The following is a 20,216-nucleotide window of genomic DNA, read 5'->3' as shown; positions in this document are numbered from 1 at the left end:
CATGTCCCTCCCGCACGCGATCCTCACCGCGCTGCTCGAAAAGCCGTCCTCCGGCCTCGAACTGACGCGCCGCTTCGACAAGTCGATCGGCTACTTCTGGTCGGCCACGCACCAGCAGATCTACCGCGAGCTCGGCAAACTGGAGCAGGCGGGGCACATCCGCGCCCTACCCGCCCCGGTGCCCGCGCGGGGGCAGAAGAAGGAGTACGAGGTGCTCCCCGCGGGCCGGGCCGAACTCGGCACCTGGGTCGCCCGCGCGGAGGACCCCAAGCCCCTGCGGGCCGCCCTCCTCCTCCGCATGCGCGCCGCCGCCGTCGTCGGCGCCCCCGGGCTCCGCACCGAACTCCGGCGCCACCTCGCCCTGCACCGCGAGCAGTTGGACGAGTACCTCGCCATCGAAGCCCGCGACTTCCCCACCGACCGCCGCCTCACCGAACCCGACCGCCTCCGCCATCTCGTCCTACGCGGCGGCATCGACATGGAACGCTTCTGGGTCCAGTGGCTCACCAGCTCCCTCACGGAGCTCGACACGGAGTGACGGCACGGGGGCCGGGCGCGTGATCGGGCCTGAGGGTTGGGCGCGGGGAGGGGCAGGTGTGCAGGTCCACGGCCCGGCGGACCGCCTCGGGCCGGGGTCCGGTGTGTTCCCGCGCGGGCAGTGGCCGGACCGGGCAGGGGCGACGCGGGGCGGAGGGGCGTGGATACTGGGGAGTTCTGGGTCCACGAGAGGAAAGGGCGGGTATGGCCGACGACTTGGGGCACCGCGTGACACGTCATGCGGTGGTCATCGGGGGAAGTCTCGCTGGGCTGCTCGCCGCGCGGGTGCTGGCGGAGCACGCGGAGCGGGTGACGGTCGTGGAGCGCGACCGGTACCCGGAGGGGCAGGAGGCGCGGGCGGGGGTGCCGCAGGGACGGCATCTGCACGTGCTGATCGCGGGCGGGCAGCGGGCGCTCGACGAGCTGCTGCCCGGGTTCATGGCGGAGCTGGGGGAGCTCGGGGCGCCGAAGGTGGGCGTGCCCGAGGACATGGTGCAGTGGCAGAACGGCCAGTGGTTCCGCCGGACGCCCGCGACGGCGCACTTCTACACCGGTCCGCGGCCCCAGCTGGAGTGGCTGGTGCGGCAGCGGGTGCTCGCCGATCCGCGGATCGAGCTGGTCGAGGGCACCGAGACGGTCGGGCTGACCGGTGGCTCCTCCCGCGTGACGGGCGTACGGCTGCGCGAGCGCGGCGCGGGGGCGGACAAGGAGTCCCGCGTCCTGGAGGCCGATCTCGTGGTGGACGCGTCGGGGCGGTCCACGAAGGCCGCCGACTGGCTGGCGGGGATCGGCGCGGAGGCCCCGCACGAGGAGACCCTCGACACCGGTCTCGCGTACGCCACCCGGGTCTACCGCTCCCCCGTCGACGCCCCGGGCACGGACGCGGTCGGCTACTACCTGGTGCCCAACCCCGCGCAGGTGTACGGCGGTGTCGTGCTGCCACTCGGCGACGGCCGGCACCTGGTGACGCTCTCCGGACTTCGCGGCGACGAACCGCCCACCGAGGAGGGCGCGTTCGAGGAGTACGCGAAGCGCCTGCCGCATCCGGTGGTCAGCGACTGGCTGGCGCGGGCCGAGCCGGAGTCGCCGGTGTACGGCTTCCGCAAGACCGCCAACATCCGTCGCCGGTACGACCGTCCGGGCCGCCGGCCGGCCGGTTTCCTGGCCACCGGTGACGCCCTGTGCGCGTTCAACCCGATCTACGGTCAGGGCATGGCCGTCGCCGCGATGAGCGCGGTGGCACTGCGCCGGGCGCTGACCGATCCGAAGCGCACGGCGACCACCCACCAGGTGCAGCGCGCGCTGTTCGACGCCTCGAAGCAGGCCTGGGACATCTCCGCGGGTGCCGACAAGAAGATGCCCGGCGCCACCGGCGACGCGGCGCGCCCGGGTCCGGCGGACAAGGCGGTCGGCTGGTACCTGCGCCGGGTCCAGGAGCGGGCGGCGGGCGACCCGGTCGTGGGGGCGCCGTTCCGCGCGGCCCTCACGCTGACCGCCCCGCTGACGGCCCTGTTCGCGCCGGCGGTGGCACGGGCGGTGCTGTTCGGGCCGGTCCGGGAGACCCCGGCGGAGCCGCCGCTGCGCCGCGACGCGTAGGGCGGCGCCGCTCGGGTGGGGCCCCCGCCTCCGGTGACGCGGGGGTACCTCACGTCGCTCGCGGACCTGCCGTGACGCGGGGGTCCCTCATGCCGGTCGCGGACCTGCCGTGGCGCAGGGGTCCTTCATGCCCGACGCGGACCTGCCGTGGCGCGGGGCCCCTCACGCCAGTCGCGGACGGTCAGGCTCCCGGGGCCGCTGTGATCACGCCGGCGGCGATGGCGGCGCCGAGGCTCGCGTAGTCGTCGGCGTTCTGGCCGGAGTAGGCGAGGGAGAAGTCGGCGACGGCGCGGTCGAAGACGTCGGTGGAGCCGAGGTAGGAGGCGATGGCGATGCGGTCGCCGGAGCGGGCGTGGGCGCGGGCGAGGGCCCGGCCGCAGAGCCGCGCGTAGTCCCGCAGGGTGCCCGGGGTCATGGTCTCGACCTCGGCCGAGCCCTTCATGTCCCGCAGCTGGCGCCAGTAGAAGTGGCGTTCCTGGGGTCCGGTCATCCAGCCGAGGAAGATGTCACTGGCGGCCTGGATGAGGCGCTGTCCCGAGACGACGCGGTGGCCCTGGTGGTCGTACACGGAGGGTGCGAGGTACGGCTCCAGGACGGAGGTGCCCGCCTCCTTGATCTGGAGGACGAGCGGGTCCGAGGCGTCGCGTCCTTCGAGGAGGAGGACGAAGCAGCGCGTGCCGACGCTGCCGACGCCGACGACCTTGCGGGCCGCGTCGACGTAGCGGAAGCGGTCGAGGAGGACGCGCCGGTCCTCGGCGAGGCTGCTGCGGTAGTCGCTGAAGATCTTGCCGAGGGTCACCCGGTCGATGTCCGTGACGCGTTCGAGGAGGGGCGGGTCCTCGATGAAGCGCCGGGTGCCGGAGTCGTCCGTCTCGGTGAGTTTGTCGAGGGCCTGGAGGCTGGTGCGGCGGCGGGCGCGGGCCAGGCCGTGGGTGACGCGGGCGCGTTCGCCGTGGCGGACCAGGGACAGCACGTCGTCGGCGGCGATCCGCTCGTACCAGACGGGGAGTTCGCCGAGGCCGGCGAGGTGGCGCATGGTCGTGCGGTAGGACTCGACGGCCACGAGGGCGGCCCTGTGGGCCTTCGGCTTGGCGCTGCCGTTCTGGAGGGCGGCGACGGTGACGCTGGCGGCGAGCCTCTTGACGTCCCATTCGAAGGGGCCGGGGAGGGTCTCGTCGAAGTCGTTCACGTCGAAGAGCAGCGTCCGTTCGGGTGAGGCGTAGACGCCGAAGTTGAGGAGGTGGGCGTCGCCGCACAGCTGGACGGTGAGTCCGGTGTGGCGCTGGGCGCCGAGGTCGGCAGCCATGACGGAGGCGGCGCCTCGGAGGAAGGCGAAGGGGGAGGCGGCCATCCTGCCGTACCGGAGGGGGGCGAGGTCCGTCAGCCGGTCCACGGCCTCGCGCTCCAGGAGGTGCATGGGGTCGGGGCGCTGTGAGCTGGGTATCCAGCGGCCGTGGGACGAGCGGGACACCCGCTTGCGGGCCGCCTTGCCCAGTGCGGCACGCTCCGACGGTGTAGTCATCCGGCCCCACCCCCTTCTTCCGCCGCGGCGGTCTCGTGCCTGTCACCTGCTTCCCCATTACAAGACGCGGTGCTCCTTTCGGCCACTCTGCGAGGCCGCCCTAGCAAAATGGTTTAGACCAATGATAGGAATTGATCACCCACACGGCCCATGCGGTCACGCTGAGCGAAGAGAGGGTTGAACATGGCCGAGCCCGAATCCGAGGCGGTAGCGGAACCGCCGCTCTATCTCCGGGTCGCCGCCGCCCTGCGCGAGGATCTCGCCCAACGGCACATCTCCCCCGGCAGCCGGCTCCCGTCGGAGCGTTCCCTGTCCCAGCGCTACCACGTCAACCGGCAGACGGTGCGCAGCGCGCTCCAGCTCCTCAGGGACGAGCGGCTCGTGGTCACCGACCGGCGCGGGACGTTCGCCGCCGGCCCTGGCGACCCGACCGCCGCCGAGCCGGCGGGGCCCGCCCTGACGGCCCGTCGGCCGACCTTCCCGGGCGGCCCCCGCGCGGCCGAGGCGCTGGTGCGGGCCTCGCTGACCTGGGAGCCGCCGCCCACCCCGCTGGCGTCCCGCCTGCTCCTCGCCCCCGGCGAGCCGACCCTCGTCCACCGGCACCAGGTGCTCGGACCGCAGGGGTCGGCCCTCCAGCGCGCGGTGTCGTGGTTCTCGCGGCCGGCCCTCACCGAGATCCCCCAACTGGCCCGCTACCGACGGGGCCGGGACTGCCACCGGCAGCCCGATCTGCGCCTGCTCTACCACTGGATGCACCAGGCGGGGCTGCGGATCACCCACCGGGAGTCGGTCGGCGTACCGCCGGGTCCCACCACGACGGCGGCCGGCGGCGCGGCCCGGCTGCTCGTCCACCGGGTGGTCAGCGACCAGCACGGCCACGCCCTGGAGATCACGGACATCGACTTCTCGGCCCAGTCGGCGGCCTGGACCTACGAGTTCAGCGCCTGATCCCGCACCGCGCGTGCCCCGTGATCCGCGTCGGCGGGTCACGGGGCACGGGCGCGCCAGTGGGCCAGTGGGCCAGGCGGGATGTTCCGGACGCCCCCTAGACGATGCCCTCCGCGATCTCGGCCTCCTCGCGGGCCGTCCCGTACGCCGTCGGCGTGCCGTACGAGCGGCGGGCCACGTACCACCAGACGCTGGCCAGGACGAGGACGACGGCGAGCGCGATCACGGCGTAGTTCATGCTGTCGACGGTGACCGGGGACTTCTGCGGGAGGCAGAAGAGGACGGTCACGACGGCGACCCAGACGACGGCGGTCCAGCCGATCGGCTTGCTCCAGCGGCCCAGGCTCCAGGGCCCGGGGGTGAACCGGTCACCGGCGCGCAGCCGCAGGTAGATCGGGATGGCGTAGGCGGGCGTGATGCCGATGACGTTGATGGCGGTGACGGCGCCGTACGCGGTGGCGGAGTAGAGCGAGGGGACGGCGAGCAGCGCGGCCACGGCGACGGCGAGCCAGACGGCGGGGACCGGGGTCTGGGTGCGGCCGCTGACCTTCCGCCAGAGCGCCGAGCCGGGGAGGGCGTTGTCGCGGCTGAAGGCGAAGACCATGCGGCTGGCCGCGGCGACCTCGGCGTTGCCGCAGAAGAGCTGGGCGACGATGACGACGAGCAGCAGGGCGGTGGCGGCGCCGGATCCGAGGGCGTCGAGGAGGATCTGGGCGGGCGGGACGCCGGTGTCGCTGGCCTGGGTGGCGGCGTAGTCCTGGATGGCGAAGCTCAGTCCGGCGAGGAGCGCGAAGCCGGCGATCCAGGAGACCCAGATGGCCCGCACGATGCCCTTGGCGGCGGTGACGGAGGCGTTGGACGTCTCCTCGGAGAGGTGGGCCGAGGCGTCGTAGCCGGAGAAGGTGTACTGGGCGAGGAGCAGGCCGACGGCGGCGACGTAGAAGGGGTTGGCCCAGCCGGTGTCGTTGACGAACTCGGTGAAGACGAAGTCGACGGACTGGTGGCGGTCGGGGACGAACGCGAGGGCGCCGACGATGAGCGCCACACCGGCGAGGTGCCACCACACGCTGACCGAGTTGAGCACGCTGACGAGGCGGACGCCGAACAGGTTCAGGACGGCGTGCAGCAGCAGGATCCCGAGGAAGATGAGGAAGGTGGACCCGGCGGTGGGTTCGAAGCCCCACTGGAGGTTGAGGAAGGCGCCGGTGAAGAGGGCCGCGCCGTAGTCGATGCCGGCGATGGCCCCGAGGAGGCCGAGCAGGTTCAGCCAGCCGGTGTACCAACCCCAGCGGCGGCCGCCGAGCCGGTCGGCCATGTAGTAGAGCGCGCCCGAGGTCGGGTAGGCGCTGGTCACCTCGGCGAGGGCGAGGCCCACGCACAGCACGAACAGGCCGACGCCGACCCAGCCCCAGAGCATGACGGCGGGGCCGCCGGTGCCCATGCCGAAGCCGTAGAGGGTCATGCAGCCGGAGAGGACCGAGATGACGGAGAAGCTGATCGCGAAGTTGCCGAAGCCGCCCATCCGGCGGGCGAGGACGGGCTGGTAGCCGAGTTCTCTCAGCCGCGCCTCCTCGTCGTGGACGGGGAGTGGCTCCTGTATCGCGTCGGCGGGGGCTGCGGTGCGGGACATGGGTACCTCCGGAGGGGGACGGGCGGTGAGCGGGGTGGGGCGTACGCGGTGGGCGCCGGGCCGGGGGTTCAGCCGGCGAGACAGCGGGAGCGGGCGCGCAGGAAGACCTCTTCGGCCAGGTCGCGGTCGTCCGGCCGGGCTGTCCGGTAGGCCCAGGGAAGCGTGGTGTAGTACGGGCCGAGCGCCTCGAAGACCCGGGCCGCGTCGGGGAAGCGCAGGGCGCCGAAGAGGGCGTGGGCCAGGTGGTTGAGGTCGAGCAGCGAGGCCTCGTCGGTGGCGCAGAAGAGGAACCAGTCGTCGAGCGCGCGGCGGGCGTCGCGTACGGCGTCCTCGGCGACCCAGTGGAGGTCGAGGGCGCGCTCGTGGCCGCGCTCGCGGCGGTAGCGCTCGACGCGCACGTAGAGCGGGAGCGCGTGGAGGGCCGAGCCGACGGGGGCGGCCGACGCGGCCCAGTGGGAGTAGTTGACGGCCTCGGAGAGCGGTCCGGAGCGGCGGGCGTAGACGAACTGGAGCATGCGGTGGTGGGCTTCGCGGTTGTACGGGTCGCGCTTCTCGGCTTCGGCGAGCAGGCCCCAGGGGCCGGGCGGCAGCATGGGGGCGGGCGGGGTGAGCCGGTGTTCGGCCATGCGCTGGCGCTCGTCGAGGGCGGCGAGGGCGATGAGGCCCACCCAGGGCACGGGGTCGGCGGGGGACCGTTCGGCGGCGTCGCGGCAGGCGGTCCAGGCCTCCTGCCAGAGTTCCCTGGTGCGGGCGTGGCCGGCGCGGTGGGCGCGGACGGCCCGCTCGACGGTGACGCGGCTGTGCATCACGGCGGCGGCGGTGCTCTCGGGCTGTTCGGCGCGCCAGGTGTGGACGACGTCGGTGCCGGCGGCGACGGCGGCGAGGACCTGGGTGCGGCGGGTCCAGCCGTCCCAGCCGCTGGTCTCGTCGAGTAGCCGGGCCATGGCCACCCAGCGGCCGGTGCGTAAGTCCTGGACGGCGTTGCGCAGGGCGTGGTCGTGGCCCGCGGGGTGGTAGACGGGCCGGAAGCCGTGCGCGGCCATCAGGGGGTGGGGCGTGGTGTGGATGACATGGGTCCTCGGTGGCTGGAGGGGGTGGTCAGTCCCCCGGCGGGTGTCCCGGCCGTTGATCGGCGATCACTATAGAGGGCGATGGATGCGACCGGTCCACTTTCTTTCTCGACAGTAACTATCAGGCCAACGACCGAATTTGACTTACTGTCAGGTAGATCGTCGGACCTGACGGGAACGGCCTCCGAGGCTTGACGCCGGACCCGCACGACGACACCCTGACCCCTTTCGGTGATCGGATGATCACCGTGCGGTCAAGGGACGGGAGCAGCACGATGACAGGCGGCCCGGTACTCGCCGTCGACCAGGGGACGTCGGGCACGAAGGCCCTCGTCCTCTGCCCCGAGCGCGGCGTCATCGGCAGCGGCACGGCGCCCGTCAGGCCCCGCTACCTGCCGGGCGGCCTCGTCGAGGTCGACCCCCGTGAGCTGTACGACTCGGTGGTCGCCGCCGGACGGACGGCGCTCGCCGAGGCGGGCACCCCCGTCGATGCGGTGGGCCTCGCCAACCAGGGCGAGACCGTGCTCGCCTGGGACCCCGCCACCGGCGCACCGCTCACCGACGCGCTGGTGTGGCAGGACCGCAGGGCCGTCGAGGTCTGCGCCGGACTCGACGCGCACGCCGAGCGGTTGCGGCATCTGACGGGCCTCCCGGTGGACCCCTACTTCGCCGCGCCGAAGATGGCCTGGATCCGCCGCCACGCCACCGGCGCGGGCGTCGTCACCACCAGCGACGCCTGGCTCGTGCACCGTCTCACGGGCGCGTTCGTCACCGACGCGGCGACCGCGGGCCGGACCGGACTCCTCGATCTCGACACCGTCGCCTGGTCGGACACCGCTCTCGACCTGTACGGGCTCGGCGGCGAGCGGCTGCCCCGGGTCGTGGACTGCGACACCCCGGTCGGCACCACGACGGCGTTCGGTCCGCCGCTGCCCCTCACCGGGCTCCTGGTGGACCAGCAGGCGGCCCTGCTCGCCCAGAGCGCCGACGACCCGGCCGCCGCCAAGTGCACCTACGGGACCGGGGCCTTCCTGCTCGCGCAGACCGGGCCCCTGCCCCGACGGCCCTCCTCCGGCCTGGTCGGCTGTGTCGCCTGGCGGCTCGGCGGCCGGGTGACCCACTGCCTGGACGGACAGGTGTACACGGTCGCCTCGGCCGTCCGCTGGCTCACCGACCTCGGCGTGATCGCCGGCGCCGCGGAGCTCGACGCGATCGGCGGCGCCGTGCCGGACGCCGGCGGCGTCACCTTCGTGCCCGCGTTCGCGGGGCTCGCCGCGCCCTGGTGGCGCGGTGACGTGCGCGGCTCGCTCACCGGACTCGGCCTCGACACCGGGCCCGGCCATCTGGTCCGGGCGCTGTGCGAGGGGATCGCCGCCCAGGTCGTGGAGCTGGCCTCGGCGACCGCCGCGGAGCGGGGCGCGCCGCCGTCCGCGCTGCGCGCCGACGGGGGCCTGACCCGGTCCGCGCTACTGATGCAGACCCAGGCCGATCTGCTGCAACTCCCCGTCGAGGTCTCCTCGTCACCCGACGCCACGGCCCTCGGAGTGGGCGCGGTCGCCAGGCTCGGGCGCCACCCGGGTCTCACCCTCCGCGAGGCCGTGCCGGAGTGGAAGCCGTCGGCCGTGTACGAGCCGCGGATCTCGGGCGACGAGGCGGTCGCGCGGCTCGCCCGGTTCCGTACGGAGGTGTCGGCGCTGGTCGCGCGTTCCGGAGGCGGCGACGCCCCGGGTGCGGCCTGATGGGCGTCACGCGCACGGGGCCTCTGCCGACCGGCCCGGCCGCGGAGTACGACGTCGTGGTCGTCGGCGCCGGGGTCGTCGGCTGCGCCGTCGCCCGCGCGCTCGCCCGCCATCCGCTGCGGGTGGCGCTGGTGGAGGCCGCGAACGACGTCGGGGACGGTACGTCGAAGGCCAACACCGCCATCCTGCACACCGGTTTCGACGCGGCACCCGGCACCCTGGAGGCGCGGCTCGTCCGCGAGGGTCACCGGCTGCTCGACGCGTACGCGCGGGAGGCGGGCATCCCCGTGGAGCCGCTGGGCGCGCTGCTCGTCGCCTGGGACGAGCAGCAGCGCGCCACCCTCCCCCGCCTCGCGGAGAAGGCGGAACTCAACGGCCACCGCACGACCCGGCTCCTGTCGGCGGCGGAGCTCGCCTTACGGGAGCCGCATCTGGGCGCCGGTGCGCTCGCCGCGCTCGAAGTGCCCGGCGAGTCCGTCATCTGCCCGTGGACGACGACCCTGGCGTACGCGACGCAGGCCGTCCGCTCCGGGGTGGACCTGCATCTGAACTGCCGGGTGGAGAAGGTGCGTCCGGGCGACGCCCACCACCGGCTCGTCACCAGGCGGGGAGTGCTCCGCACCCGCCACCTCGTCAACGCCTGCGGGCTGCACGCCGACGGCTTCGACGCGCTGCTCGGGCGCGCCGACTTCACGGTCACCCCGCGCAGGGGACAGCTCCTCGTCTTCGACAAGTTCGCCCGCGACCTCGTCCGGCACATCCTGCTCCCGGTCCCCGGCCCCCTCGGCAAGGGCGTGCTCGTCTCGCCGACCGTGTACGGGAACGTGATGCTCGGACCCACCGCCGAGGACCTGGACGACAAGACCGCCACCGGCACGACGGCCGAGGGACTCGCCGGGCTGCGCGAGCAGGGCGGCCGGATCCTCCCCGCGCTCCTCGACGAAGAGGTCACGGCCGTCTACGCGGGCCTGCGGGCGGCCACCGGCCAGGAGGACTACCGGATCGCCGCCCACCCCGCGCTGCGGTACGTCACGGTGGGCGGGATCCGCTCCACCGGACTCACCGCGTCCCTCGCCATCGCCGACCACGTGCTCGGGCTCCTCGCCGACTGCGGGCTCGACCCGGGGCCCGAGCGGCCCCTCGCCCCGGTCCGCATGCCGAACATAGGCGAGGCCTTCCCCCGGCCGTACCGCGACGCCGGACTCATCGCCCGCGACCCGGAGTTCGGGGCGATCGTGTGCCACTGCGAGCGGGTGACCCGCGGCGAGGTGCGGGCCGCGTTCACCTCCACCATCCCCCCGGCGGGGCCGGACGGACTACGCCGCAGGACCCGGGCCCGCGGCGGGCGCTGCCAGGGCGACTTCTGCGGCGCTGAGCTGCGTGCGCTGAGCCAGGAATACGAGGAGGGTGCCGGGTGACCCGTACCGTCGACGTGCTCGTGGTGGGCGCGGGACCCGCCGGACTCGCCGCGGCCGCCGGACTCGCGGCGGCGGGCGCCGGCCGGGTCGAGGTCCTGGAGCGGGAGCCGGCCGCGGGCGGGGTCCCGCGGCACTGCGCCCGGCCGGGGTTCGGCGCGGACGCCCTCGGCCGCCCCCTGGACGGCCCCGCGTACGCGCGACGCGCGGCGCGGGCGGCCCTGCGAGCCGGTGCCACCGTTCGCACGGGCGTCTCGGCCACCGGTTGGGCCGGACCGCTGACCCTGGACGTCACCGCCCCGACCGGTCCGGAGCGGATCCGGGCCCGCGCGGTCGTCCTGGCGACGGGGGCCCGCGAACGACCGCGCAGCGCCCGACTGGTGCCCGGGTCGCGGCCCGCCGGGGTCATGACCACCGGTGAGCTCCAGCGGACGCTCGCCCGGTTCGGCGCACGGGGCGGACACGTCGGGCGGCGGGCGATCGTGGTCGGCGGCGACCCGGTGGCCCGGCACGCGGTCCGTGCGCTGCGGGAGGCGGGCGTCACCGTGGCGGCGGTGGTCGGCGCGCCGCCGGGGAGTGCCGGGGACTTCGGGACCGCCGTGCCCGTGCTCGCCGGCGCGGTCGTGACCGAACTGCTCGGACGCGGCCGGCTGACCGGTGTCGCGGTCCGAGGAGAGGACGGGCGGACGGCCGTGCTGCGCTGCGACACCGTGGTGTTCACCGGCGACTGGATCCCCGACCACGAACTGGTCCGGTTCCTCGGACTGCCGCTCGCCCCGGACACCCGGGGCGCCCTGACCGACGGCGGCCTCCGTACCGCCGAACCCGGCGTGTTCGCCGTCGGCAACCTCCTCCACGGCGGGGAGCCGGCCCAGCGGGCCGCCGCCGAGGGCCGTGCCGTGACCGGCGCCGTCCTCGCCCGGCTCGCCGGCGGGCCCTGGCCGACCGGCGGGGTGCCCGTGGTGACGGCGGGGCCCCTGCGGTGGGTGACGCCCGGACTCCTCGGTCCGGAGGCCGTCCCCCTGCTCGTACGGCCGGAGCGGCGGCTCGTGCGGCCGGTCCTGACCGTCCACCAGGACGGGGTTCCCCTGCGGCGGGAGCGGATGGCGGGGACGCTCGTCCCCTGGCGCTCGGTGCGGCTCGGTCCCCGGTGGACCGGCGGGGTCGACCGGACGGGCGGTCCCGTGGTGGTGGCCGCCGAGGAGTGAGACCGTGACCGCCCCAGGGGAGTGGGACCGTTCCCGCCCGAGGGGCGGGAACGGCGGACGTGGGCGCGCCACCGGGGGTGTTCGGCCACACTGGGCCCATGCCGGACACACTGCGCAGCGCGGGTCTCCTGGTCTTCCGCCGTACGGAGGGCGAGGGCGTCGAGGTACTCATCGGTCACATGGGCGGGCCCTTCTGGGAGTCCCGCGAGGAGGCGGCCTGGTCGATTCCGAAGGGGCAGTACGGGCCGGACGAGACCGCCGAGGACGCCGCGCGGCGGGAGTTCCGGGAGGAGCTGGGGCTCGCCGCCCCGGACGGCGCGTGGATCCCGCTCGGGGAGGCCCGGCAGCGCAACGGAAAGATCGTCACCGTCTGGGCCGTAGAGGGCGATCTCGACCCCGCGCGGGTCGTGCCGGGCACCTTCACCATGGAGTGGCCGCCCCGGTCCGGAGTCACGGCCGAGTTCCCGGAGATCGACCGGGTGGGCTGGTTCGCCCCCGAGGCCGCCGCTCCCCTGCTCGTGACGGGTCAGCGGGTCTTCCTGGAACGGCTCCGCGGCCACCTCGGCGGGCGGGGCTGAGCCCGATTGTCAGACCCGTGCGAGAGGGTGGTGAGCGCCGAACTGTCGAGAGGGAGCCCGACATGACCACGTTCACCGCAACCGAGCGCGCGGCGGCCCAGGCGTACCTGCGGCTGCTCGAGTCCACCCAGGCCGTGCTGACCGACCCGCAGCTCGCCCCGTACGCGGGACTGATGCTCACCCATCCCATGGCGGAGGCGGACGAGGCGCTCCGCGCCGCCGGTCTGTCCGGGAACGAGGCCCGCCTGCTGCGCCTCGTCTCCTCCCTGCGGGCCTCGCCCGTGACCACGTGGGGGCGCAGCGGCTGAACCGGTGCGCCCGCGGTCGCGGTGAGGGCCGCGAGCCACCCCCGGCAGGGGGTGGCCGCACGCCCGGCGGGGGTGGAGGGTGGCCGCATGCCCGGCGGGGGGAGGGTGGCCGTATGTCCGGCGGTCGGCCGTGGGTCGTCAGGCGTTCGGGCGGACCGGGAGGGCGCGGACGCTGTTGCCGACGAAGCCCGCGTGGCGGGTCAGCTCCTCCTCCGGGAGGGCCAGGTCGAGGTCAGGGAAGCGGGTGAACAGCGCTTCCAGGGCGATTTCGGCCTCCATGCGGGCGAGCGGGGCGCCCAGGCAGTAGTGGGGGCCGTGGCCGAGCGAGAGGTGCTTCACGGTCGACGTGCGGGTGGTGTCGAAGCGGTCGGCGTCCGGGCCGTGTGCCTTCGTGTCGCGGCCGGCCGCCGAGTACCCGGCGAGCACCGGGGTGCCCCGGGGGATGACGGTGCCGTCGACGGTGACGTCACGGGTGGGGTAGCGGAACGGGAAGGCGCTGACCGGACTGTCCCAGCGGAGGGTCTCCTCCACCACGTCCGCCCACCCGGCGCGGCCTTCGAGGACGAGGGCGAGCTGGTCGCGGTGGGCGCAGAGGGCCCGGACCGCGTTGGTCACGAGGTTCAGGGTGGTCTCGTGGCCCGCGATGATCATCAGGACCAGGGTGCCGATGAGCTCGGACTGGCTCAGCCGGTCGCCGCCCTCGTCCCGGGCGGCGATGAGGGCGCTGATGAGGTCGTCGCCGGGGGCGGCGGCCTTGGCGGCGGCGATGGAGCCCAGGAGCTCGGCGAGTTCGCGGTTGGTGGCGACGGCCTGCTCGGGCCCGGTGTCGGTGGCGACGACCAGGCTGGAGAGGTGGTGCAGCCGGTCCTGGTGGACCGGGTCGACGCCGAGGAGTTCGCAGATGACGCCGAGCGGCAGCGGGAGCGCGTAGTGGCGGCGCAGGTCCGCGACGCCGCCGGCGGCGCGGGCGGCCTCGGCGAGTCCGTCGAGCAGTCCTGCGGTGACCTCCTTCACGCGCGGGCGGAGCTCCTCGACCCTGCGTGCCGTGAAGGCGCTGCTGACCAGGGTCCGCAGCCGGCGGTGGTCGGCCCCGTCGGCGGTGGTCATGCCCGGCACGGTGGCGAACGTGAGCAGCGGCCAGCCTTCGGGTATGCGGCCCTCGGCGAGCGCGCTGAAGTGGTGGGGCGCCTTGGCCACGTCGGGGTGGGTGAGGAAGTCCCGCAGGGCGTCGTGGCCGAGCACCGCCATGCCCTCGATCCCACCGGGCAGGATCACCGGGGTCACGGCGCCCTCGGCGAGCAGCCGGGCGTTCGCCGCGTGCGGGCAGCCGCCCGATGTGTCCATGCGGTACGGGGCGCGGCCCGCGCCGGCGCTGTGCGGTGTGTTCACGGCAGGGACTCCTGACTGCGGATGCGGGCCGGTACGGCACGCGAGCGGTCAGATCCTACGGTCAACCCGCTTCCGTTCGTACGGAGTTGTCCACCCCGTCGCCCCCGCCCGCCGCCCCGTCGCCCCCGTCCAGCGGGCCGTTGCGGGCGCCCCTGCCCAGGAGTTCGGCCAGGCCGCGGCGGGTGGCGGCCACGACGACCCGGTCACCGGGGACGAGGACCCGCTCGGGCCGGAGCCGCCAGCCCCTCTCCCGGTCAGCGGCGCCGGCGCGGGGCGCGGCCCCGGCGGTGCCGTCGAGGGCGATGACCCGCCAGGCGCCGGGGACGAACGCGTCGGCGACCGTCCGGCCGTCCAGGAGGGGATGGGCCGCCACGTCCACGGCGGCGAAGAGCAGCACCCGGCGCTCGACGGGCACGGCGCCCAGGACCTGGCGGCCCATCATGGCGCCGGCGAACGCGGGGGCGGCGAGGTGGGAGACGCTGCGGCTGCGGGTGACGGCCGTGGGGTGGGCGGTGCGCAGGGTGCGGAAGACGGCGGTGGCGAAGTCGTCGTCGTACAGGCGCAGGACGACCCGCAGGTCGGGCGTGACCGCGCGGGCGGAAAGCGCGGCTTCGAGATTGGTGATGTCGACGCTGGTCAGGGCGAGGAGGGCGTGGGCGCGGTGGATCCGGGCGGCCTCCAGGACGCCTTCCTCGGTGACGTCGCCGACGACGGTGGGGACGCGCAGCCGACGGGCGACGGCGATGCCGCGGGCCTCCGGGTCGGACTCGACGCAGACCACGGGGATGCCGAGCCGGCGGAGCCGGGCCAGGACCCGGGTGCCGACCTTGCCGAGACCGAGGAGGACCACGTGCCCGGAGAGGCCGCGCGGTGGCCGCCGCAGGGCGGTGGCCGTACGGAAGGTGCCCAGCCCTTCGAGGAGGGCGGCGACGATCACCGGCAGCAGGAGCAGACCGACGAACCCGGCGAGGATCTGGAGCAGCTGACGGCCGGCCGGCTCGCCGACGGCCGGGTCACCGATGGCGAAGACGTCGAGCAGCGTCAGATAGGCGGCGTGCAGCGGGTGGTCGCCGGTGGTGAACGCGAGGGCGAGGGCGAGCGCGAGGACGGCCGCGGCGGCGCCGCCGAACGACCAGCGCAGCCGGCGGGAGAAGAGGGAGCCGACGGGCAGCGCCGAGGCGGCCAGGCGGGCCGCCGGGAGGGCCGGGCCGGCCGCCGTGACCGCTTCGAGGGTGACGGCGGCGCGGCCGGTCGCGGCGGCCACCGTCCGGTCGTCGGGGAGGAGCCGGGGGCCGGCGTCGCCGCTGCGCTCCGAACCCTCGCAGCCCGCCGGGTCGCCCGCCGTGGCCGAGAGCAGCGCGAGCGTGCACAGGCCGGGGTCGGGCGCCTGCCCCTCGCGGGGCGGCCGGTCGACCGCGTGGAACAGCAGGCCACCGGCCTGCACGACCTTGCTCGTGCCCGCGACGGCGGCCGCGGCGAGCCCCGGGGCAGCGGTGTCGGCGTCGGAGAGGACGGTGGTGGCGGCGTCGGCCTTCTCGGGGTCGAGACCGGGTTCGGCGACGGCGGCGGCCTGGTCGAGGAGGGTTTCGAGGTGCTGCCCCAGCTTGCGGTTGTAGAGCCGGATGACGAGCCGCAGCCGGGGGTTGAGCCGGCGGGCGGTGAGCGCGGCCCGGATGTTGGCCTCGTCGTCCTCGTGGACCAGGGCGAGCGCGGCGGCCCGCTCGACGCCGGCGTCCGTCAGGGCCCGGTCGTCCGCCTCCGCGGACTCGACGACCCGCAGGGTGCCGGCCGGTTCGCCGGCGCCGTCGGCGGTTCCGGCCGCCGCGCCGACCCCGGTGGTGCGGGTGACGGCGGCGGTCACCCGCCCGAACAGGGCCAGCGCCCGGCCGGTGCGGCCGGCGGGCGTCACGGGCGCGGCGGGCGGCGCCGGCACCAGGAGGGTGACCCGCTCTCCGTACACCTCGTGGAGCTCACGCGCGAGGCGGTGGGCGAGGGCGTCGTCGCCGCACACGATCATGTGCCCGGCGAGTGCCGCACGGTCCTGACGGTCCGTCCGGAATGCGGGCGCGCCGGTGGGCCGGGCGGGCCCGGGGAGGGATCCGGCGGCCGGGGCGGGCAGGGCGGGCGCCGCGCTGTCGATCGGAACGGCGTTGCGCTGGGGCGGGTGTGAGGGCACGTCACAAGGATGCCCTGCGCCACCGACAGCGGAGGAGGCGGCCGTCCACCACCCGGGCGGCGGCACGACGCGCCACCGTACGGCACGTTCGCTACGCCGGTCGGCGCACTTCGATCTGCGCGGTCGGCACCGCGTTCCTACGGTGACCGAATGATCGTCACGTCAGCTGTCCGTCGTGCTGCCGCCGGTACCGCGGCCCTGTTGTTCGTCCTGCCGGTTCCGGCGGCCGTCGCCTCGGCCGACACGGTCGGGGAGCCCACGCCGCCCGCCCGGCAGTACGTCGACCCCGCCCGGCTCGACCGGCAGGGCACCCAGGTGCAGCCGCTGCCGGGCGCGCCCAAGGTGCCCTCGCTGTCGGCGCTCTCGTGGGTGGTCGCGGACGCCTCGTCGGGCGAGGTGCTCGCCGCGCGGAACGCGCACCGGAGGCTGCCCCCCGCCAGCACCCTCAAGACGCTGTTCGCCCTCACCGCGCTCCCCCACCACGACCCCTCCGAGCGGCACACCGTGGCCGACGCCGAGCTGACCGGGATCGGGGCGGGCAGCAGCCTGGTCGGCGTGAAGGAGGGGTACACGTACAAGGTCTCGGACCTGTGGAACGGGGTCTTCCTCAGCTCGGGCAACGACGCCGTGCACGTCCTGGCCGCGATGAACGGCGGCTGGGACTCGATGGCCCGCCAGATGCAGGACAAGGCCCGGTCCCTCGGGGCCCGGGACACCCACGTGGTCTCCCCGGACGGCTACGACGCCCCGGAGCAGGTGTCCTCCGCGTACGACCTGGCGCTCTTCGGCCGGACCGGGCTCCAGGACCCGGAGTTCACCCGGTACTGCTCGACGCCCTACGCGGACTTCCCCGCGGGCTCCTGGTCGTACGGCATCGCCAACACCAACCGGCTCCTGACGGGCGCGGACGGGGTGGCGCGCTACCCGGGCCTCCTCGGGATCAAGAACGGCTACACCAGCAACGCGGGCAACACGCTGATCTCCGCGGCCAAGCGGGGCGAACGGACCCTCGTCGTCTCGGTGATGAACCCGCAGGACGGCGGCGGGCTCGCCGTGTACGAGGAGGCCCGTTCGCTGCTCGACTGGGGCTTCGAGGCCGCCGGCCGGGTCCGGCCGGTGGGCTCGCTGCTGCCGGCGCCGACGAAGACCGCGGCCGAGCCCGCCGCCCGGGCCGTCGCGGTGTCCGGCGCCGACCGGGGCTCACCCGCGGCCGGCCCGGCGCGCGCCCCTGCCGCTGCCGCTGCCGCTCCGGCGGCGACCGAGGAGGAGGAGTCGCCGTCGGCCGGCCTGCCGCTGGCTCTGGTGGCCTCGGCCTGCGCGGCCGCGATCATCCTGTGGGGGTGGCGGCGCAGGGCGGCCCACCGGGGCTGAGGGGGCGGGGGGCGGCTGCACCCGGCCGCGCGCCGGGCGGCCGTGACGTCCGAGCCCGGTAGGCGCGCTCACGTGCGCGCGTGCCGGTGGCTGGCGGTCAGGCGCCGACGTACTGGGCGAGGTGCTCGCCGGTGAGGGTCGAGCGGCGGGCGACGAGGGCGGCGGGTGGGCCCTGGTAGACGATCCGGCCGCCGTCGTGGCCGGCGCCGGGGCCGAGGTCGATGATCCAGTCGGCGTGGGCCATGACCGCCGGGTGGTGCTCGACGACGACGACGGACTTGCCGGTGTCGACGAGGCGGTCGAGCAGGCCGAGGAGCTGCTCCACGTCGGCGAAGTGGAGGCCGGTGGTCGGCTCGTCGAGGACGTAGACGCCGCCCTTCTCCGCCATGTGCGTGGCCAGCTTGAGCCGTTGCCGTTCGCCGCCGGAGAGCGTCGTGAGCGGCTGGCCGAGGGAGACGTAACCGAGCCCGACGTCGGAGAGCCGCTCCAGGACGCGCTGCGCGGCCGGGGTGCGGGCCTCGCCGGCGCCGAAGAACTCCTCGGCCTCGTCGACGGGCATGGCGAGGACCTCGCTGATGTCGCGGCCACCAAGCCGGTATTCGAGCACCGAGGCCTGGAACCGCTTTCCCTCGCAGTCCTCGCAGGTGGTGGCGACGCCCGCCATCAGCGCCAGGTCGGTGTAGATGACGCCGGCGCCGTTGCAGGTGGGGCAGGCGCCCTCCGAGTTGGCGCTGAACAGGGCCGGCTTCACGCCGTTGGCCTTGGCGAACGCCTTGCGGATCGGGTCGAGCAGTCCCGTGTACGTCGCCGGGTTGCTGCGGCGCGAGCCGCGGATCGCGCCCTGGTCGACCGACACGACGTCCTCACCGGCCGGGATCGACCCGTGCACGAGCGAGCTCTTGCCGGAGCCGGCGACGCCGGTGACCACGCAGAGCACGCCGAGCGGGACGTCGACGTCGACCTTCCGCAGGTTGTGGGCGGTCGCGCCGCGGATCTCCAGGGCGCCGGTGGGCTCCCGCACGGTCTCCTTGAGCGCGGCGCGGTCGCCGAAGTGGCGGCCGGTGACGGTGTCGCCTGCCCGCAGCCCCTCGACGGTGCCCTCGAAGCAGACGGAGCCGCCCGCGGTGCCGGCGCCCGGCCCGAGGTCGACGACGTGGTCGGCGATGGCGATCGTCTGGGGCTTGTGCTCCACGACGAGCACCGTGTTGCCCTTGTCGCGCAGGCGCAGGAGCAGGTCGTTCATGCGGTTGATGTCATGCGGGTGGAGGCCGGTGGTGGGCTCGTCGAAGACGTAGGTGACGTCGGTGAGCGAGGAGCCGAGGTGCCGGATCATCTTGACGCGCTGCGCCTCGCCGCCCGACAGGGTGCCCGACGGCCGGTCGAGGGAGAGGTAGCCGAGGCCGATCTCGACGAACGAGTCGAGGGTCTCCCGGAGTGCGGTGAGCAGCGGTGCCACCGAGGGCTCGTCGAGGTCGCGGACCCAGTCGGCGAGGTCGCTGATCTGCATCGCGCAGACGTCGGCGATGCTCTTCCGCCTGATCTTCGACGACCTGGCGCCCTCGGCGAGGCGGGTGCCGTCGCACGCGGGGCAGGCGGTGAAGGTGACGGCGCGCTCGACGAACGCCCGGATGTGCGGCTGCATGCCCTCCTTGTCCTTGGCCAGGAACGACTTCTGGATCCGCGGGATCAGCCCCTCGTAGGTCATGTTGATGCCCGCGATCTTCATCCTGACCGGCTCGTGGTGCAGGAAGTCGTGCAGTTCCCGCTTGGTGTACCTGCGGATCGGCTTGTCCGGGTCGACGAAGCCCGACTCGCTGTAGAGGCGGTAGTTCCAGCCGCCCGGGGTGTAGCCGGGGATGGTGAGCGCGCCGTCGGCGAGCGACGCGGAGTCGTCGTAGAGCTGCGTGAGGTCGATGTCGGAGACGGTGCCGCGGCCCTCGCAGCGCGGGCACATGCCGCCGGTGCGGCTGAACGTCGCCTTGACGGCCTTCTTGTCGCCGCGTTCGACGGTGATCGCGCCGCTGGCCCGGACCGAGGGGACGTTGAAGGCGTACGCGCTCGGCGGGCCGATGTGCGGCTTCCCGAGGCGGCTGAAGAGGATGCGGAGCATCGCGTTGGCGTCGGTGGCGGTGCCGACGGTGGAGCGGGGGTCGGCGCCGAGCCGCTGCTGGTCGACGATGATCGCGGTGGTCAGTCCTTCGAGGACGTCGACCTCGGGACGCGCGAGCGTGGGCATGAAGCCCTGGACGAACGCGCTGTACGTCTCGTTGATCAGCCGCTGGGACTCGGCGGCGATCGTGTCGAACACGAGGGAGCTCTTGCCCGAGCCCGAGACGCCGGTGAAGACGGTGAGCCGGCGCTTCGGGATCTCGATGCTGACGTCCTTGAGGTTGTTCACCCGCGCCCCGTGCACCCGGATCAGGTTCTGCCGGTCCGCGGCGTGCGGCGCGACCGGCTCCCTGACGGCCTTCGCGGCGGTGGCCTTCGCGGCGCCGGACTTCGCGGTCGTGCTCTTCGCGGCCGTCTTCGCGGTAGCGGACTTTGCCGTGCCGGCCCTCGCGGTGCCTGACCTCGCGGTGGTGGTCTTCGCCGCGGTGGTCTTCCCGGTCGCGGACTTCGCCGACTTCGCCGCGGCGGTCTTCGCGGTCGCCGGCCTGGCGGTGCCCGCCTTCGCAGTGCCCGTCCTCGTGGTGTCCGTCCTGCGGGCCTTGGTCATCGTGTCTCCATCC

15 protein-coding genes are annotated in these 20,216 nt (G+C 74.7%); 9 read left to right on the top strand and 6 right to left on the bottom strand.

The features are described from left to right. Nucleotide 1: 1 nt before the first annotated feature. Entirely contained in the window at nt 2-538 is a 537-nt protein-coding gene (locus MRBLMG1_RS04590; RefSeq protein WP_367820956.1) for a PadR family transcriptional regulator, read from the top strand. Nucleotides 539-741: 203 nt separating this feature from the next. Then, nucleotides 742-2,133 (top strand): FAD-dependent oxidoreductase, encoded by a 1,392-nt coding sequence (locus MRBLMG1_RS04585; protein ID WP_367820954.1) that lies wholly within the window; start codon nt 742-744, stop codon nt 2,131-2,133. Between the two features lie 181 nt (nt 2,134-2,314). Here MRBLMG1_RS04585 and MRBLMG1_RS04580 read toward each other — a convergent pair whose 3' ends face one another. After that, complete coding sequence (locus MRBLMG1_RS04580) at nt 2,315-3,655, bottom strand: DUF2252 domain-containing protein (RefSeq protein ID WP_367820953.1); 1,341 nt, start codon at nt 3,653-3,655, stop codon at nt 2,315-2,317. 183 nt (nt 3,656-3,838) lie between these two features. On the opposite strand from MRBLMG1_RS04580, the gene MRBLMG1_RS04575 reads away from it, so the two are divergent. Beyond that, the gene (locus MRBLMG1_RS04575; RefSeq protein ID WP_367820952.1) at nt 3,839-4,603 is read left to right on the top strand and encodes a GntR family transcriptional regulator; all 765 of its coding nucleotides are present in this window, start codon (nt 3,839-3,841) and stop codon (nt 4,601-4,603) included. Nucleotides 4,604-4,700: 97 nt separating this feature from the next. On the opposite strand, the gene MRBLMG1_RS04570 is transcribed toward MRBLMG1_RS04575, so the two are convergent. After that, entirely contained in the window at nt 4,701-6,233 is a 1,533-nt protein-coding gene (locus MRBLMG1_RS04570) for an amino acid permease (protein WP_367820950.1), read from the bottom strand. A gap of 68 nt (nt 6,234-6,301) precedes the next feature. Continuing rightward, nucleotides 6,302-7,276 (bottom strand): hypothetical protein, encoded by a 975-nt coding sequence (locus tag MRBLMG1_RS04565; protein WP_367820948.1) that lies wholly within the window; start codon nt 7,274-7,276, stop codon nt 6,302-6,304. A 302-nt stretch (nt 7,277-7,578) separates the two neighbouring features. Between MRBLMG1_RS04565 and MRBLMG1_RS04560 the strand changes: the two genes are divergently transcribed. The 5 genes from MRBLMG1_RS04560 to MRBLMG1_RS04540 all read left to right on the top strand — a co-directional run bounded on the left by MRBLMG1_RS04560 (nt 7,579) and on the right by MRBLMG1_RS04540 (nt 12,551). Next, nucleotides 7,579-9,042: an FGGY family carbohydrate kinase gene (locus tag MRBLMG1_RS04560; RefSeq protein WP_367820946.1), complete on the top strand. Its 1,464-nt coding sequence runs from the start codon at nt 7,579-7,581 to the stop codon at nt 9,040-9,042. Further along, the gene (locus MRBLMG1_RS04555; RefSeq protein WP_367820944.1) at nt 9,042-10,460 is read left to right on the top strand and encodes an FAD-dependent oxidoreductase; all 1,419 of its coding nucleotides are present in this window, start codon (nt 9,042-9,044) and stop codon (nt 10,458-10,460) included. The genes MRBLMG1_RS04560 and MRBLMG1_RS04555 overlap by 1 nt, the downstream gene beginning before the upstream one ends. After that, nucleotides 10,457-11,665, top strand: coding sequence for an FAD-dependent oxidoreductase (locus MRBLMG1_RS04550; protein WP_367820942.1), 1,209 nt, complete (start codon nt 10,457-10,459; stop codon nt 11,663-11,665). The genes MRBLMG1_RS04555 and MRBLMG1_RS04550 overlap by 4 nt, the downstream gene beginning before the upstream one ends. 98 nt (nt 11,666-11,763) lie before the next feature. Beyond that, the gene (locus MRBLMG1_RS04545; protein WP_367820940.1) at nt 11,764-12,243 is read left to right on the top strand and encodes an NUDIX domain-containing protein; all 480 of its coding nucleotides are present in this window, start codon (nt 11,764-11,766) and stop codon (nt 12,241-12,243) included. A gap of 62 nt (nt 12,244-12,305) precedes the next feature. Beyond that, nucleotides 12,306-12,551 (top strand): hypothetical protein, encoded by a 246-nt coding sequence (locus tag MRBLMG1_RS04540; protein ID WP_367820938.1) that lies wholly within the window; start codon nt 12,306-12,308, stop codon nt 12,549-12,551. Nucleotides 12,552-12,689: 138 nt separating this feature from the next. Here the strand turns inward: MRBLMG1_RS04540 and MRBLMG1_RS04535 are convergent, their stop codons facing one another. Together MRBLMG1_RS04535 and MRBLMG1_RS04530 are read right to left on the bottom strand one after the other, a co-directional pair. Continuing rightward, nucleotides 12,690-13,895 (bottom strand): cytochrome P450 family protein, encoded by a 1,206-nt coding sequence (locus tag MRBLMG1_RS04535; protein WP_367821028.1) that lies wholly within the window; start codon nt 13,893-13,895, stop codon nt 12,690-12,692. Between the two features lie 106 nt (nt 13,896-14,001). Continuing rightward, the gene (locus MRBLMG1_RS04530; RefSeq protein ID WP_367821026.1) at nt 14,002-15,957 is read right to left on the bottom strand and encodes an NAD-binding protein; all 1,956 of its coding nucleotides are present in this window, start codon (nt 15,955-15,957) and stop codon (nt 14,002-14,004) included. A gap of 309 nt (nt 15,958-16,266) precedes the next feature. On the opposite strand from MRBLMG1_RS04530, the gene MRBLMG1_RS04525 reads away from it, so the two are divergent. Then, nucleotides 16,267-17,487 carry a D-alanyl-D-alanine carboxypeptidase family protein gene (locus MRBLMG1_RS04525; protein WP_367820937.1) on the top strand — a complete coding sequence of 407 codons (1,221 nt, stop codon included), beginning with the start codon at nt 16,267-16,269 and terminating at the stop codon, nt 17,485-17,487. 97 nt (nt 17,488-17,584) lie between these two features. On the opposite strand, the gene MRBLMG1_RS04520 is transcribed toward MRBLMG1_RS04525, so the two are convergent. Then, on the bottom strand, nt 17,585-20,203 hold the full coding sequence (locus tag MRBLMG1_RS04520; RefSeq protein WP_367820936.1) for an ATP-binding cassette domain-containing protein: 2,619 nt from the start codon (nt 20,201-20,203) through the stop codon (nt 17,585-17,587). Nucleotides 20,204-20,216 lie beyond the last annotated feature (13 nt).

The organism is Streptomyces sp. LMG1-1-1.1 (assembly GCF_040815545.1).
Lineage (GTDB): Bacteria > Actinomycetota > Actinomycetes > Streptomycetales > Streptomycetaceae > Streptomyces.
The sequence above is the reverse complement of the archived record's forward strand: the minus strand, read 5'-3'. Positions and strand labels throughout refer to the sequence as shown.